Here is a 14,814-nt window from a genome sequence, read left to right as displayed (position 1 = left end):
CATGAACGATAAGCGCCCACCCCACTACGACGGCGGCGATCTGCGCCGCCAGGGCTATCGCTATCGTCAGGACAGCGAACGCCTGACGTCGCGCGACAAAATGCAGCCGGTGCTGCTCGATATGCTGACCGACGACGAACCGCATAAAAAGCAGGAGGCGCAGGTGCGCAACCTGGTGTCGCACAGCGAGCTGCGCCGCCGGGTATTGCGCGATCTGCAGTGGCTGTTCAACTGCGTCAACAGCGAATCCAATCTGGATCTCGGCGATTTTCCGCAGGTGCGGCGTTCCACCCTGAATTACGGCATCGCCTCGCTGGCGGGCAAGCGCATGTCGGACATCGAATGGCTGGACATTCAGCGCGCGCTGACCGATTCCATTCTCCATTTCGAGCCGCGCATTCTGCCCGAAGGGTTGCAGGTGCGTTGCATCTCGGACACCGGCTCGCTGGAACTGCACAACGTGCTGTCGATCGAAATCAAGGGCCGCCTGTGGTGCGTGCCCTATCCGCTGGAGTTTCTGTTCCGTACCGACGTGGATCTGGAAAACGGCCACTTCGATCTGAAAGACATAGGGTAAGGCGATGGACAGTAAACTTTTAGACTATTACAACCGCGAGCTGGCCTATCTGCGTGAGATGGGCGCCGAGTTCGCCGAACAGTACCCGAAGGTCGCGGGCCGCCTCGGCATGCGCGGCATCGACGTGGCGGATCCCTATATCGAGCGCCTGATGGAGGGTTTCGCCTTCCTCACCTCGCGCGTGCAGCTGAAAATGGACGCCGAGTTCCCGCGCTTTTCTCAGCGCTTGCTGGAGATCATCTATCCCAACTATCTGTCGCCGACGCCGTCGATGGCGATCGCCGAGCTGCAGCCGGACAGCAGCAAGGGCGACATCAGCAACGGCTTCGTGGTGCCGCGCGGCACCATGATGGACAGCCAGACGCTGAAGAAAAGCGGCATCACCTGCAGTTACACCACGGCGCATGACGTCACGCTGCAGCCGGTGCGCATCGCCGGCGTCGAACTGGGCGGCATTCCGGCCGATATCCCGCTGGCTTCGCTGGGGCTGCAGCACAGCGGCTGCGTCAGCGCGCTGCGCATTCGTCTCGAGTGCTACGAAAGTGTCACGCTCAACAACCTGCAGTTGGACCAGTTGATGTTTTATCTGGCCGGGCCGGACATGCAGGCGCAGCAGCTGCTGGAACTGCTGATGCAGCACAGCGTCGGGCTGATTTGCCAAACGGTGGAAGCGCAGCCGCAGCGGCGGGCGCTGGCGTTGGACGGGTTGCGGCAGGAGGGCTTCGCCGCCGAACAGGCGCTGCTGCCCAACGACCTGCGCAACTTCGAAGGCTACCGGCTGCTGCAGGAGTACTTCGCCTTCCCGGCGCGCTTCCAGTTCTTCAGCGTCAACGGCCTGCGCCCGCTGCTGCAGAGCGTGCGCGAAGGGAAAAAGGCGCTGCGCCAGTTCGAGATCGTGGTGCTGCTGGATCGGCACGACGTCGCGCTGGAACGGGTGGTCGACGCCGCCCATTTGGCGCTGCACTGCACGCCAGTGATCAACCTGTTTCCGAAGGTCGCCGAACGCATCGCGATCAACGAAAAAAGCCATGAATACCATCTGGTGGTCGACAACATCCGCCCGCTGGATTACGAAGTGTTTTCGGTGCAGCGGCTCGGCGGCAGCGCCAGCGAAAAACGCTACGAGCAAGAGTTTCGGCCGTTTTACAGCACCCTGAGCGCGGACGACGGCAACTATGGTGCCTATTTCTCTTTGCGGCGCGAACAGCGCACGCTGTCGGAACATGCCCGCCGCTACGGCACCCGCACCGGCTATGCCGGTTCGGAAGTGTTCGTGTCGCTGGTGGACGAGCGGCAATCGCCGTGGCACAGCGATCTGAAATACCTCACCGCCGACGTGCTGTGCACCAGCCGCGACCTGCCGTTGATGCTGTTGCAACAGGATCAGGGCAATTTCGTGATGCCCGATTCGATCCCGATCAAGCAGGTTTCGCTGCGCAAAGGCCCCACTCCGCCGCGCCCGGCACTGGCCGAAGGCATGATCACCTGGCGGCTGATCAGTCAGCTGCAGCTGAACTACCTCAGCATGATGGACGGCGATCCGGAACAGGGCGCCGCCAGCCTGCGCCAGCTGCTGGGGTTGTACGGCAATCTGAGCGAACCGGCGATCGCCAAACAGATCCAGGGCGTGCGCCACTGCAACCTGCGGCCGGTCTATCGGCGTGTGCCGGAGCCGGGCCCGATCGTGTTCGCACGCGGTATCGCCATCGATCTGACGGTCGATGAGCAGGCGTTCTCAGGCAACAGCCCTTACCTGCTCGGCAGCGTGCTGGAGCGCCTGTTCTCGCGCCTGGTGGCGATGAACACCTTCACCGAGATGACGCTCTCGAGCCAGCAGCGCGGCGAAATCGCCCACTGGCAGGCGCGCATGGGCAAAAGGACGCTGATATGAGCGCGGAGATGATCGCCACCGAACTGGCGCCGCCGCAGATCAATGCGCTGTATCGGCTGCCGGACGACTTCTGGCCGCGGCTGCGCAGCGCGCCTTACAAGCACGATCTGTTTCAACTGCTGCGCCGCATCGACGCCCAGGGCGGCCAACCCTATCTGCTGGGGCGAGCGCCGCTGCCGCGCCACGAGATGCTGCGCCTGGGCCAGGAGCCGTCGCTGTCGTTCGCGCCCTCCACGCTGGCGCAGGTGGCGCCACGCGCCAACAGCCCGCTGCACGACGTTTCGATCTTCAGCTTCGGCCTGTTCGGCCCCAACGGGCCGCTGCCGCTGCACCTGACCGAATACGTGCGCGAACGGGTGTACCACCATCAGGACACCACCCTGCTGGCGTTCACCAACCTGTTCCATCACCGGCTGACGCTGCTGTTTTACCGCGCCTGGGCCGACGCGCAGCCGACGGTATCGCTGGATCGCCCGGACAACCGGCGCTTCGACGAGTATCTGTCGAGCCTGATCGGCATCGGCCAGCCGGCGCAACAGGAACGCGACAGCCTCAACGCCCACGCCAAGCATTTTATGGCCGGTCATCTGATTCGCCACAGCCGCGATCCGGAAGGCCTGAGCAAAATATTGCAGCAGTATTTCAAGGTGCCGGTGCGCATCGTCGAAAACGTGCCGCACTGGCTGCGGGTGGAACCGCGCGAACAGGCGCGGCTCAAGGCCGGGCGCGGTGCGCCGCGGCTCGGCGAGTCAGCCTTTCTCGGCATCGCGGTGCGCGATATCCAGCATAAATTCCGCATCGAGCTGGGGCCGATGCCGCAGCAGGACTATGACCGCTTCCTGCCCGGCGCCGAGCTGTGCCGGCAACTGCGCGACTGGGTGCGCCAATACCTGGGCATCGAGTTTGTCTGGGAAGTACGCCTGATTCTGGCGAAGGAACAGGCGCACGGCATCCAGCTCGGCGGCACGCAGCGCTTGGGCCTGAGCAGTTGGCTGGCCGACGATCGGCGAAAGCGCGATCTCGACGATCTGATCTTCAGCCCTGAACCGCTGGAAAATCCGTTCTGACCCTATTTCGGCCGGCGCCCTGCGGCGTCAGGCCACCCTGAGACCTGAGGAAAACCATGTCTGAAATCAGCCGCTCGGTATTATTTGGCAAACTGGATAGCCTGTTATTCACCTCTCTGGAAAGTGCGACGGCGTTTTGCAAGCTGCGCGGTAACCCCTATGTCGAACTGGCGCACTGGCTGCATCAGCTGATGCAATCACCGGACGGCGATCTGCAGCAGATCGTTCGCCACTTCGCGCTGGACGAGGCGCAGCTGGCACGCGACATCGTCGAAGCGCTCGATCGCCTGCCGCGCGGCGCCAGCGCCATCTCCGATCTGTCCGAGCACATCGACAGCGCGGTGGAACGCGCCTGGGTCTATGGCTCATTGAAGTTCGGCGCGGCGCGCATCCGCGGCGGCCACCTGCTGCTCGGCATTCTGAAAACCTACAGCCTGCGCCATCTGCTGAAGGCCATTTCCCCACAGTTCGAACGCATCAACGCCGATCTGTTGATGGAGCAGTTCGCCGTCATCACCGCTCACTCGGCGGAAAACGCCCAGGATGCGCCGGCGGAAAACAGCGCTGAACCCCTGCCCGGCGCGCCGCGCAGCGGTGAAAGCGTGCTGGCGCAGTATGCCCAGGATCTGACCGCCAGAGCGCGCAATGGCGAGATCGACCCGGTGGCCGGCCGCGATGAAGAGATCCGGCAAATCATCGATATCCTGATGCGCCGCCGCCAAAACAACCCGCTGCTGACCGGTGAGGCCGGCGTCGGGAAAACCGCCGTGGTGGAAGGCCTGGCACTGCGCATCGTGGCCGGCGACGTGCCACCACAGCTACGCGACGTGAAGCTGTGTCTACTGGACATCGGCATGCTGCAGGCCGGCGCCGGCGTCAAGGGCGAGTTTGAAAAACGGCTGCAGGCGGTGATCGACGAAGTGCAGTCCAGCCCGACGCCGATCATCCTGTTTATCGACGAAATTCACACCCTGATCGGCGCCGGTGGCGCCCAGGGCACCGGCGACGCCGCCAACCTGCTGAAACCGGCGCTGGCGCGCGGCCAGTTACGCACTATCGGTGCCACCACCTGGTCGGAATACAAGAAGTACATCGAGAAAGACCCGGCGCTCACCCGCCGTTTCCAGGTGGTGCAGGTGCACGAGCCGAGCGAAGACAAGGCGCTGCTGATGCTGCGCAGCACCGTCAGCCCACTGGAACAACACCATCGCGTGCTGCTGCTGGATGAAGCGGTGGACGCTGCGGTGCGGCTGTCTCACCGCTATATTCCCGCCCGCCAGCTGCCGGACAAGGCGGTGGCGCTGCTGGATACCGCCTGCGCGCGCGTGGCGGTCAGCCAACACGCCGAGCCCGCTCAGGTTGAAGACTGCCGCCACCGCATCGATGCGCTGCAAATAGAGTTGGATATCGCCCACCGCGAGGCCAAGGTCGGCATCGGCGATCCCCTGCGCCCGCAGGAGATTGAAGCCCAGCTGACCGCGCTGCGCCAGGAGCTGGAACTGTTGACCGAGCGCTGGCAGCAGGAGCTGGCGCTGATCCAGCAGATCATCACACTGCGCGCCCAGCTGCATCAGCAGGAAGAAGAGCCCGCCGAAGAAGAGACGCAGGCGCGCCCGGACGCCGACGCGCTGCGCGCCCAGTTGGGCGAACTGCAGCAGCAGCTGAGCGCGCTGCAGGGCGAAGCGCCGCTGATCTTCGCCGCCGTCGACGCCAACATCGTGGCGGCGGTAGTGGCCGACTGGACCGGCATTCCGCTGGGCCGCATGGTGAAAAACGAGATTGAAGCGGTGCTGCAACTCTCCGACACCCTGAACCAGCGCGTCATCGGTCAACGCCATGCGCTGGATCTGATCGCCCGCCGAGTGCGCACCTCACGGGCGCGGCTGGACGATCCGAACAAGCCGGTCGGGGTGTTTCTGCTGGCCGGGCCGTCCGGCGTCGGCAAGACCGAAACCGCGCTGGCGCTGGCGGAAACCCTGTACGGCGGCGAGCAAAACGTCATCACCATCAACATGAGCGAATTCCAGGAGTCGCACACCGTTTCGACGCTGAAAGGTGCGCCGCCCGGCTATGTCGGCTATGGCGAAGGCGGCGTGCTGACCGAAGCGGTGCGCCGTCGCCCTTACAGCGTGGTGCTGTTGGACGAAATCGAAAAGGCACACCCGGACGTGCATGAAATCTTCTTCCAGGTGTTCGACAAGGGCTGGATGGAGGACGGCGAAGGCCGCCATATCGATTTCCGCAACACCATCATCATTCTAACCTCCAACGTCGGCACCGATCTGATCGCCGGGCTGTGCAGCGATCCGGAGCTGCTGCCGGAACCGGAGGCGCTGAGCGGCGCGCTGCGACAGCCGCTGCTGTCGGTGTTCCCGGCCGCCTTGCTCGGCCGCCTGCTGGTGGTGCCGTATTACCCGCTGACCGACGCCACGCTAGGCAACATAGTGCGGCTGCAGTTGGGCCGTATTCAGCGCCGCCTGGCGGAGAATCACGACATCGTCTGCACCTTCGACGACGCGGTCATCGAGCAGATCGTCAGCCGCTGTACCGAGGTGGAGTCCGGCGGCCGCATGGTCGACGCCATCCTGACCAACACCCTGCTGCCGCAGATCAGCCACAGGCTGCTGACCGGCAGCGCCAACGACCAGCGCTATCGCCAGCTGCATATCGCGCTGCAGAACAACGAATTCATTTGTCAATTTCAGGCATAACGCCGCGGCCTCCGAGACGGCGGCCCTTTGAACACAGAGAGTCATCACTATGTCGGGAACCGGGATAACCAAACCGAATTCGAACAGCCTGCCGAGCGGCTATCGATTCAACGAATTCGAGATCCAGGAAGCGATCGGCGAAGGCGGCTTCGGCATCGTCTACCGCGCCTACGATCACCAACTGGAACGCACCATCGCCATCAAGGAGTACATGCCAACCTCGCTGGCGAAACGTAACGACGATCTCAGCATCGGGCTGCGCGGCGAGCGCTTCGGCAAAACCTTCCAGGCCGGGCTGAACAGCTTTATTCAGGAGGCGCGTCTGCTGGCGCGCTTCTCGCACCCCGGCCTGCTGCACGTGCTGCGCTTTTGGGAAGAAAACGGCACCGCCTATATGGGCACCCAGTTCTACAGCGGCACCACGCTGAAAAACCTGCAGGCGCAGCATCCGGAGAAGATTGACGAAGCGTGGATACGCCGGCTGCTGCCGCCGCTGTTCAGCGCCATCAACACCATCCATCAGGAAGGCTACCTGCACCGCGACATTTCGCTGGATAACATCCAGATCCAGGAGAGCCAGCTGCCGGTGCTGCTGGACTTCGGGTCGGCGCGCAAAGAGATCGGCAACCTGTCGGACGAAACGGAGATCATGCTGAAACCGGGCTTTGCGCCGATCGAGCAGTACACCGAAAACAGCGACGGCGAACAGGGGCCATGGACCGATATTTACGCGCTGGGCGCCGTGCTGCACACGCTGATCGTCGGCTCGCCGCCGCCGGTCAGCGTGGTGCGCAGCATCGAAGACAGCTATCAACCGCTGGCCGATCGCCGCCCCGCCGGCTACTCGCCGGAGCTGCTGCGCACCGTCGACCGCGCGCTGGCGCTGAAGCCGGAAGACCGCCCGCAGACCATCGATGAAATGGCCGAGTTGTTGCAGCTGCCGATCGCCGATGAGAACGAAATCATCAGCACCCCGACGGCCGCGCCGGAGAACCTGCTGGTCGCCGCCAACCCGGCAGCCGCCGCTGCGGCCGCGGGCACCGTTACCGCGCGCAGCACCAAACTCACTCGCCCAGTGATGGCCGGCGCCGGCGTCGCGGTGCTGCTGGCGATCGGCGCCGTCGCCTGGCTGAGCGGCGGCAAGGACGACGCTCAGGCCGTCGCCCAAAACACCGAGGCTTCACCGGCGCAGAAGACCCTGACGCAGCAGCCGAGCGCACCGCAAACCACGCCGCCTGCGCCGGTAGAACCTGAAAAAACGGCGCCGCCGCCGCAGCCGGTGGCGCTGGTGTACTTCAAACTGCAGCCGGGTGAGCAGGTTAGCCTCGACGGCAAGCCGCAGCAGGTGACGCCGGGCGAAAATGGCTTCGCCAGCCTGAACCTGGCGCCGGGCCGTTATCAGTTGGAGATCCGCCACAACGATCGGCTCCGCCGCCAGCAGCTCAGCATCGACAACGCCGGCACCTGGCTGGTCAATCCGGCCACCGCCGGCTGATGCCGGATTTGAAGTCCGCCGCGGCGGGTTTCTCCCTATTTCATGAGACTGACGCATGCGTCAATCACAGAGGACGTTCTCATGTTGGATCGCATTATTGCGCACACGCCACTGGGCCAGGAGCAACTGCTGTTCCGCTCGCTGGACGGTATCGAAGCGCTTTCCACTCCTTTCGACTTCTCTATTGAACTGCTGAGCACCGATGCGCGCCTCGATCGCAAAGCGCTGCTCGGCCAACCGCTGACGCTGGAGATCCCAACCCAGGGCTTTCTCAGCGCTCCGCGCTACCTGAACGGCAAGATCACCGCCATCGCCGTCAGCAGCGAAGAGATCGGCGGCACGCGCTACGCGGTGTATAACCTGCACGTGCAACCGGATCTGTGGCCTATGACCAAGGACCGCAACTTCCGCATCTTCCAGGAACAGACGGTGCCGCAGATCGTCAAAACCCTGTTGGCGGAGCATAACGTGCAGCTGGAAGATCAGCTGACCGGCGACTATCGCCTGTGGGGCTACTGCGTGCAGTACAACGAAAGCAGCTTCAACTTCATCAGCCGCCTGATGGAGCTGGAGGGCATCTATTACTATTTCAAGCACGAGATGGGCAAACACACGCTGGTGCTCGGGGATGCGCCCCACCACCACCAGCCTTATCCCGGCTACGAGATGATCCCCTACCACCTGACGCCCTCCGGCGGCAGCACCAGCGAGGAAGGCATCAGCCAGTGGACGCTGTCCGATCGCGTCACGCCGGGCATCTACAGCCTGGACGACTACGATTTCCGCAAGCCGAACGCCTGGCTGTTCCAGGCGCGGCAGAACCCGGTATCGCCGACGCCGGGGCAGATCGACGTTTACGACTGGCCGGGCCGATACACCGAGCATCAGCAGGGCGAGTTCTACGCCCGCGTGCGCCAGGAAGCCTGGCAAGCCGAGCATCAGCAGATTCGGGGCACCGCCACCGCGTTGGGCATCGCCCCCGGCAGCACTTTCACGCTGTATAACGCCCCGCACGCCGACGACAACCGCGAATATCTGACGCTGCAGGCCAACTATCACCTGAAAGAGAACCGCTACGCCAGCGGCGACGATCAGAGCAGCGAACACCGTATCGACTTCATCGTGCTGCCGGCAGACGTGCCCTGGCACCCGCCGCAGCAGGCCAGCTGGCCGAAAACCCACGGGCCGCAGACCGCCCGAGTCGTCGGCCCGGCCGGCGAATCGATCTGGACCGACAAATACGGCCGCATCAAGGTGAAGTTCCACTGGGACCGCTTCGGGCCGAAGGACGACGGCAGCTCCTGCTGGGTGCGCGTTTCCAGCGCCTGGGCCGGCCAGGGTTACGGCGGCGTGCAGATCCCGCGCGTCAACGACGAAGTGGTGGTGGACTTTATCAACGGCGATCCGGATCGGCCGATCGTCACCGGACGCGTCTATAACGAAGCCAGCATGCCGCCCTGGGCGCTGCCGGCCGCCGCTACCCAGATGGGCTTTATGAGCCGCACCAAGGACGGCACCGCCGATAACGCCAACGCCCTGCGCTTCGAAGACAAGGCCGGTGCCGAACAGGTGTGGATCCAGGCGGAACGCAACATGGACACCCAGGTCAAAAACGACGAGAGCCACACCATCGCTAACGACCACACCCACCTGGTAGGCGGCAACCAGATCAATCGGGTGGTGCTCAACCAGGCCAGCGGGGTCAAAGGCGACGCCTCCACGCTGACCGGCAAGACCCGCAGCGACGCGGCGGTCAACGCCTTTACCCTCGGCTCAGGCGAATCGCTGCGGCTGGAATGCGGCGAAAGCGTGATCGAGCTGCTGGCGAACGGCCAAATCAATATCACCGGCACCAGTTTCAATATCACGGTGAAAGAGGACGGGGAGATCAATACCGGCGGCCAGCTGGATCTTAACCAGCCCGGCGGCGCCGCGCGCACCGCCGCACCGGGCGGCGGCCATCAGGCGGCGATCCAGAGCGCCGTCGATCAGCTGTTCCCGGGAGGGAAATAGACCTAAGAATAGAATCGTTCCGAACGGCACGCAAAACGCACCTAAGGGCGTTTTGCGTAGCTCACGCCTTCCTCACCACTTCTTCACCGTCTGGTAAATCTCGAGGTCGAAATAGCCGTCGGCCTCGCAGTCGTTGAGATAGTGTTCATAGCTCGCCCCCTCAACCGGCTGATGGCCGCTGGCCGGCAGCAGCTTCTGATAGAACTCGCCCCACACCCGCTCGAAGTCGCCATCGCTGATGCGTACGCGGTAGACCGCGTACTGCCCGGCGGGCAGCGTCTGTACCGCAACGCCCTCGCTACCCGCCGGCAGCGCGAAATCGTCCGCCACGGTCATCACCACGTCGGCGCGCAGCTTTTCCGGCGCCACTTCCGCCGGGTCGTCCCAATACAACACCAGCCATTTGCCGAACGGCACGCCGTGGTGCCGCCGCCAATCCAGCAGTTGCTGCGAGCCCTGCGGGATGGTCTGGGGATACGGCCCCACTACCCTCACCCCCACCACTTTTTCCGCCGCTTTATCGATAATCCTCACGCTCATCGCCCTTCCCCCTCACAATGTCTCAGGCACCGATTTCGGTACGCACGTCCAGCAACTCGGGGAAAAAGGTCAGATCCAACGCCTTTTTCAGGAAGCTGACGCCGCTGGAGCCGCCGGTGCCCGACTTAAAGCCGATGATCCGCTCCACCGTTTTCATATGGCGGAAACGCCACAGATGGAAACTCTCTTCGATATCCACCAGCTTCTCCGCCATTTCATAGGCTTCCCAGTAAGTTTGCGGGTTGTCGTAGATCACTTTAAACGCCGGCAGCAGATCCGGGTTGCGCTGGTAGGGCTGCGTCCAGTCGCGCTCGAGACACTCCTGCGGGATCGGCAAGCCGTGGCGCGCCAGGTACAGCAAGTATTCGTCGTACAGGCTCGGCGCTTCGAGGATCGCCTTCAGCGCGGCGTGCTTTTCCGCGTCGTTGCTGAACACCGCCAGCATGGCGGCGTTCTTGTTGCCGAGCAGGAATTCGATCGACCGGTACTGGTGCGACTGGAAGCCCGACGAACTGCCCAGCACGTCGCGAAACTCGACGTATTCCGACGGCGTCAGCGTTTCCAGCACCGCCCACTGTTCGAACAGCAGCCGCTGGATCTGTTTGACGCGCGCGAGGATTTTGAAACAGTGGCTGAGTTTGTCCTGCTGCACCAGCCGCAGCGCCGCCTGCAGCTCGTGCAGCATCAGCTTCATCCACAGTTCGGAGGTTTGATGCTGTATCACGAACAGCATTTCGTCATGATGCGGCGGGTTGGAGAGCGGGTGCTGGCAGTCCAGCAGTTGGTCCAGGCACAGGTAGTCGCCATAGCTCATGCGTTTGGAAAAATCGGTGACAATCGCGCTTTCTAATTCCCGTTTGTTCATCTGTGATCTCCGTTGCGCCCAGCGCCCCATCGGCCTGGAACGTGCCGCAAAGAGAAAACAATAGTACAGAACCCGCCGCCCCGAAGGGCGATAAACGAGAGATGCTTCGCAGATCTCACTCATCTGCGTTAACACAGTGCCCCCACCCCCGTTGTTGTTTAGTAAACAACACGGCTGCCGCCTGACGACTCTCACAAATGCGCGATCCCATGCACGCGGCGCCCCGGTTGCAGCTTGCCTGCGGCCGGCTTCCCTTATAGATTGCAGGCTAACGGCAGGCAGCAAGGTAGCGGCAAATGGCAAATATTCGTGATGTGGCGCGGTTGGCCGGCGTGTCCATCAGCAGCGTGTCGAACCTGCTGAATAATCGCAGTCACCAGATGAGCGCGCAGACCCGTGAGCGCATCGAACGAGCGATGGCGACCCTGGGCTACCGGCCGGCTCAATCGGCGACGGCACCCGCACCGCAGGCGAAAATTATCGGCCTGCTGCTGCCGTCGATCGTCAACCCGAGCTTTTCGGCGCTGGCGCACGCCGTCGACGGCGCGGCGCGCACTCATCGCTACCGCGTTCTGCTGGGTAACGCCTACCGCCAGGAGCAGGAAGAGGCCGCGTTTATCGACGATATGTTCCTGCACGGCGTGCGCGGCATCATCGTGGCGGCGAGCGACATCCGCCAGACCCATTTTGTCCGGGCCGCCGAGCGGGGCATGAAGATCGTCAGCTACGACAGCCCATTCGCCGAGCCGATGGCTGCCGATAGCCGGCTATTCGACAGCGTGTCGATGGACAATATCGCCGCCGGGCGCCTGGCCGCGCAGCACCTGCTTGAGCGCGGCTGCCGGCATATCGTGTTCGCCACCGAGGCGACGCTGACCGTGGGGCGCAGCCACAAAATAGACGGTTTCCTCAGCGCGCTGGGCCAGCATGCTTTGAACGAACGGCAGCGGGTGATCGAAGGCAAGGCCAGCAGTGCCTATGGTGACACGGAGATGTTCGAACTGGGATTGACGCTGGCGCCGCGCGTGCTCGCGTTGGTGCCGCGCCCGGACGGCATCGTGGCGATTAACGACGCGCTGGGCATCGGGCTGATGGTGGGCCTGCGCGCCGCCGGCGTCCAGGTGCCCGCAGACATCTCGGTGATCGGCATCGACAATATCGCGCTCGCCGGCCTGGCCGAGCCGGGGTTGACGTCCGTCAGGCCGCCGCTGGCGGAGATGGCGCAACTGATGGTCGAACGCCTGATCGGCCGCATCAACAATGATTCGCAACCGCCCGGCGAGTTTCTCTTCCCGCCGACGGTCATCAGCCGGCGCTCCGTCAAAACCGCCGGTTAATACGGTAAAAACGGCTTACCCAGACGATGCGCAGCCGGCATCGTCCGGATCGGCGCAGCCAAAATCAGAGAAATAGAATCGTCGCAATAAATAAACGGCGCGACGCTTTATGCACGCAACGTCGTTATTCAGCACTCCGCTCATGACTTTGGGCCGGGCCGCTATTATTCCGATTAACCACATGGGGAAAAACCATGATGAAAAAAACAATGCCAAAGGATATTGAACGCAGCGCCATCAGGAAATTGACGCTGCATATTGTCCCCCTCATGATCTTGTTGTATTTCCTGGCCTTTCTCGACCGCAACAATATGGCCTACGCCGCCAAAGCGTTGGAAGATAATCTGGGATTGACCGCCTCGGCCTTCGGCTTCGCCTCCGGAATTTTCTTTATCGGCTATTTTCTGTTTGAAATACCCAGCAACGCCGGCACCATAAAATTCGGCCCGCGCATCTGGTTCGCCAGAATATTAATTTCCTGGGGCATCTTCGCGACCCTGCTCGGTTTTGTGCGCACGCCGATGGAGCTGTATATTTGCCGTTTTATGCTGGGCGTGTGCGAAGCCGGTTTCTTTCCCTCGGTGGTGTATTACTTCACGGTGTTCTTCCCGGAAAAGTACCGCACTAAAATTCTCGGCATGTTCATCATCGTCCAGCCGCTGTCCAACGCGGTCGGCTCGCCGATTTCCGGCTTTATTCTCAATATTCAGCACGATTGGTTCGGGTTCGCCCCCTGGCAACTGCTGTTCATTCTCGAAGGGCTGCCGCCGATCGTCATCGGCCTGCTGATTCCGTTCCTGATCAAGAATTCGCCCAAGGATGTCGGCTATCTGAACGTGGAGGAAAAAGCCTGGCTGATGAGCAACACCGGCCGCTCCAAATCCGGCTCTAAAATCACGCTGGGCGACTTCCTCAAGGGCATTAAAAACAAGAAATACCTGCTCTACGCGCTGCTCAACTTCGGCATGGTGTGCGGCATTTACGGCTTCGGCACCTGGCTGCCGTCGATCATCAGCGCCATTTCCGGCGGCGATATCTTCCGCGTCAGCCTGCTGGCGCTCATTCCCTACGGCCTGGCCGCGCTGCTGGTCTATCCGTGGAGTCTGTGGGCCAGCAAAACCAAAAAACTCGGCGTGTTCGCCGGCCTCAGCATGGTGATCGCCGCCATCGGCCTGATGGGCGCGGTGACATTTTTTAAATACGACCCGTTCGTCGCGCTGTCATTCCTGTGCATCGCCGCCATCGGCATCTATACCGCCGTGCCGCCGTTCCTATCCATGCCCGCCAACATATCCACCGGCGCGGCCGCAGCAGCCGGGCTGGCGGTGGTGAGCTGCATCGGCAATATCGGCGGTTTCGTCGCTCCCTATGCGGTGGGCGTGCTGAACGATCTGACCGGCAGCAGCGCGCCGGGGCTGTTTTTCCTGGCTTCGTGCCTGCTGGCCACCGGGTTGATCTGCATTTTCTACTGCGCCAAACAGCGTGAAGGCGTCATCAATTCTTAACGAACCAATAAGGAGTCAATCATGGGCGATCTTGCGGGCAAAAAGGTCTTTATCACCGGGGCGGAACAGGGCATCGGCCGCGCCACCGCGGAGCGGCTGATCAAGGCCGGTTGCGACATCTATTTTCACTATCACAGCGACGAAAGCGGCCCCAAAGCGCTGGTGGCGCTGGCCCATTCATTGGGGCAAAAGGCCGCCTACGGCTACGCCGATCTCATCGATACCGACGAAACGCTGCGCTGCGTCTCGGCCGGCGCCGAGTTGCTCGGCGGCATCGATATCCTGATCAATAACGTCGGCGGCATCGTCGGGCGCAAATGGCTGGGCGAGATCGACCGCGCCTTCTGGCAAACCGTGATCGACGTGAACATGACCACCATGCTGAACGTCACCCAGAGCGCGCTGCCGCACCTGAAAGCGGCGCCGGACGGCGCCAGCATCGTTAACCTGGCCTCACAGGCGGGCCGCGCCGGCGGGCACGCCGGCTCGCTGGTCTATTCCGCCACCAAGGGCGCGGTACTCACCTGGACGCGCTCGCTGGCGGCGGAGCTCGGCGAGCACGGCATCCGGGTGAATGCGGTGGCGCCCGGCCTGATCCTCGGCACCCGTTTCCACAATCGCCACACCACCCAGGCATCGGCGGAGGAAACCGTTCGCGCCATCCCGCTGGGCCGCGCAGGCACACCGGACGACGTGGCGCGCGCCATCGCCTTCCTGGCGGCGGAATACGACGGCTTTATCTCCGGCGCGACTCTCGACATCAACGGCGGCATCTATCGCATGTAATTCAGCTGCGGGCGGCGCGCTTGCCGC

The 14,814-nt window shown here is 62.9% G+C and carries 11 protein-coding genes; 9 read left to right on the top strand and 2 right to left on the bottom strand.

Annotated features, from left to right (window positions below; all coding sequences use genetic code 11):
- The first annotated feature begins 1 nt into the window (after window position 1).
- The 6 genes from ACRAWE_RS04460 to ACRAWE_RS04435 all read left to right on the top strand — a co-directional run bounded on the left by ACRAWE_RS04460 (window position 2) and on the right by ACRAWE_RS04435 (window position 9,754).
- Window positions 2–577: a type VI secretion system baseplate subunit TssE gene (locus tag ACRAWE_RS04460; protein ID WP_019453002.1), complete on the top strand. Its 576-nt coding sequence runs from the start codon at window positions 2–4 to the stop codon at window positions 575–577.
- A 4-nt stretch (window positions 578–581) separates the two neighbouring features.
- On the top strand, window positions 582–2,468 hold the full coding sequence (tssF, locus tag ACRAWE_RS04455; protein WP_019453003.1) for a type VI secretion system baseplate subunit TssF: 1,887 nt from the start codon (window positions 582–584) through the stop codon (window positions 2,466–2,468).
- Window positions 2,465–3,535 (top strand): type VI secretion system baseplate subunit TssG, encoded by a 1,071-nt coding sequence (gene tssG, locus ACRAWE_RS04450; RefSeq protein WP_432524981.1) that lies wholly within the window; start codon window positions 2,465–2,467, stop codon window positions 3,533–3,535. Before tssF ends, tssG begins: the two co-directional genes overlap by 4 nt.
- A 56-nt stretch (window positions 3,536–3,591) precedes the next feature.
- The gene (gene tssH, locus ACRAWE_RS04445) at window positions 3,592–6,246 is read left to right on the top strand and encodes a type VI secretion system ATPase TssH (RefSeq protein ID WP_019453005.1); all 2,655 of its coding nucleotides are present in this window, start codon (window positions 3,592–3,594) and stop codon (window positions 6,244–6,246) included.
- 49 nt (window positions 6,247–6,295) lie between these two features.
- Complete coding sequence (locus ACRAWE_RS04440; protein WP_063918566.1) at window positions 6,296–7,741, top strand: serine/threonine protein kinase; 1,446 nt, start codon at window positions 6,296–6,298, stop codon at window positions 7,739–7,741.
- An 81-nt stretch (window positions 7,742–7,822) separates the two neighbouring features.
- Entirely contained in the window at window positions 7,823–9,754 is a 1,932-nt protein-coding gene (locus tag ACRAWE_RS04435; RefSeq protein WP_154746413.1) for a type VI secretion system Vgr family protein, read from the top strand.
- Window positions 9,755–9,826: 72 nt separating this feature from the next.
- Here the strand turns inward: ACRAWE_RS04435 and sbmC are convergent, their stop codons facing one another.
- Together sbmC and kynA are read right to left on the bottom strand one after the other, a co-directional pair.
- Window positions 9,827–10,294, bottom strand: a complete 468-nt coding sequence (gene sbmC, locus ACRAWE_RS04430; protein WP_019453008.1) for a DNA gyrase inhibitor SbmC — start codon at window positions 10,292–10,294, stop codon at window positions 9,827–9,829.
- 22 nt (window positions 10,295–10,316) lie between these two features.
- Window positions 10,317–11,159, bottom strand: coding sequence for a tryptophan 2,3-dioxygenase (gene kynA, locus ACRAWE_RS04425; RefSeq protein WP_015378298.1), 843 nt, complete (start codon window positions 11,157–11,159; stop codon window positions 10,317–10,319).
- A gap of 296 nt (window positions 11,160–11,455) precedes the next feature.
- Here kynA and ACRAWE_RS04420 point away from each other — a divergent pair, with 296 nt between their 5' ends.
- The 3 genes from ACRAWE_RS04420 (at window position 11,456) to ACRAWE_RS04410 (ending at window position 14,787) form a co-directional block, all read left to right on the top strand.
- Window positions 11,456–12,496: a LacI family DNA-binding transcriptional regulator gene (locus ACRAWE_RS04420; RefSeq protein WP_432524977.1), complete on the top strand. Its 1,041-nt coding sequence runs from the start codon at window positions 11,456–11,458 to the stop codon at window positions 12,494–12,496.
- Between the two features lie 269 nt (window positions 12,497–12,765).
- Window positions 12,766–14,001: an MFS transporter gene (locus tag ACRAWE_RS04415; protein WP_277495990.1), complete on the top strand. Its 1,236-nt coding sequence runs from the start codon at window positions 12,766–12,768 to the stop codon at window positions 13,999–14,001.
- A 21-nt stretch (window positions 14,002–14,022) separates the two neighbouring features.
- Window positions 14,023–14,787 carry an SDR family NAD(P)-dependent oxidoreductase gene (locus ACRAWE_RS04410; RefSeq protein WP_021505753.1) on the top strand — a complete coding sequence of 255 codons (765 nt, stop codon included), beginning with the start codon at window positions 14,023–14,025 and terminating at the stop codon, window positions 14,785–14,787.
- Window positions 14,788–14,814 lie beyond the last annotated feature (27 nt).

The sequence above is a fragment of the Serratia sp. BFP-2025 genome, from assembly GCF_050880365.1.
Taxonomy (GTDB): Bacteria; Pseudomonadota; Gammaproteobacteria; order Enterobacterales; family Enterobacteriaceae; genus Serratia; species Serratia surfactantfaciens.
The sequence above is the reverse complement of the archived record's forward strand: the minus strand, read 5'-3'. Positions and strand labels throughout refer to the sequence as shown.

What these genes read in the sequence shown, in the direction of transcription:
- ACRAWE_RS04460 (WP_019453002.1), top strand. Translation starts at nt 2, where the DNA reads ATGAACGATAAGCGCCCACCCCACTACGACGGCGGCGATCTGCGCCGC.
- tssF (WP_019453003.1), top strand. Translation starts at nt 582, where the DNA reads ATGGACAGTAAACTTTTAGACTATTACAACCGCGAGCTGGCCTATCTG.
- tssG (WP_432524981.1), top strand. Translation starts at nt 2,465, where the DNA reads ATGAGCGCGGAGATGATCGCCACCGAACTGGCGCCGCCGCAGATCAAT.
- tssH (WP_019453005.1), top strand. Translation starts at nt 3,592, where the DNA reads ATGTCTGAAATCAGCCGCTCGGTATTATTTGGCAAACTGGATAGCCTG.
- ACRAWE_RS04440 (WP_063918566.1), top strand. Translation starts at nt 6,296, where the DNA reads ATGTCGGGAACCGGGATAACCAAACCGAATTCGAACAGCCTGCCGAGC.
- ACRAWE_RS04435 (WP_154746413.1), top strand. Translation starts at nt 7,823, where the DNA reads ATGTTGGATCGCATTATTGCGCACACGCCACTGGGCCAGGAGCAACTG.
- sbmC (WP_019453008.1), bottom strand. Translation starts at nt 10,294, where the DNA reads ATGAGCGTGAGGATTATCGATAAAGCGGCGGAAAAAGTGGTGGGGGTG.
- kynA (WP_015378298.1), bottom strand. Translation starts at nt 11,159, where the DNA reads ATGAACAAACGGGAATTAGAAAGCGCGATTGTCACCGATTTTTCCAAA.
- ACRAWE_RS04420 (WP_432524977.1), top strand. Translation starts at nt 11,456, where the DNA reads ATGGCAAATATTCGTGATGTGGCGCGGTTGGCCGGCGTGTCCATCAGC.
- ACRAWE_RS04415 (WP_277495990.1), top strand. Translation starts at nt 12,766, where the DNA reads ATGATCTTGTTGTATTTCCTGGCCTTTCTCGACCGCAACAATATGGCC.
- ACRAWE_RS04410 (WP_021505753.1), top strand. Translation starts at nt 14,023, where the DNA reads ATGGGCGATCTTGCGGGCAAAAAGGTCTTTATCACCGGGGCGGAACAG.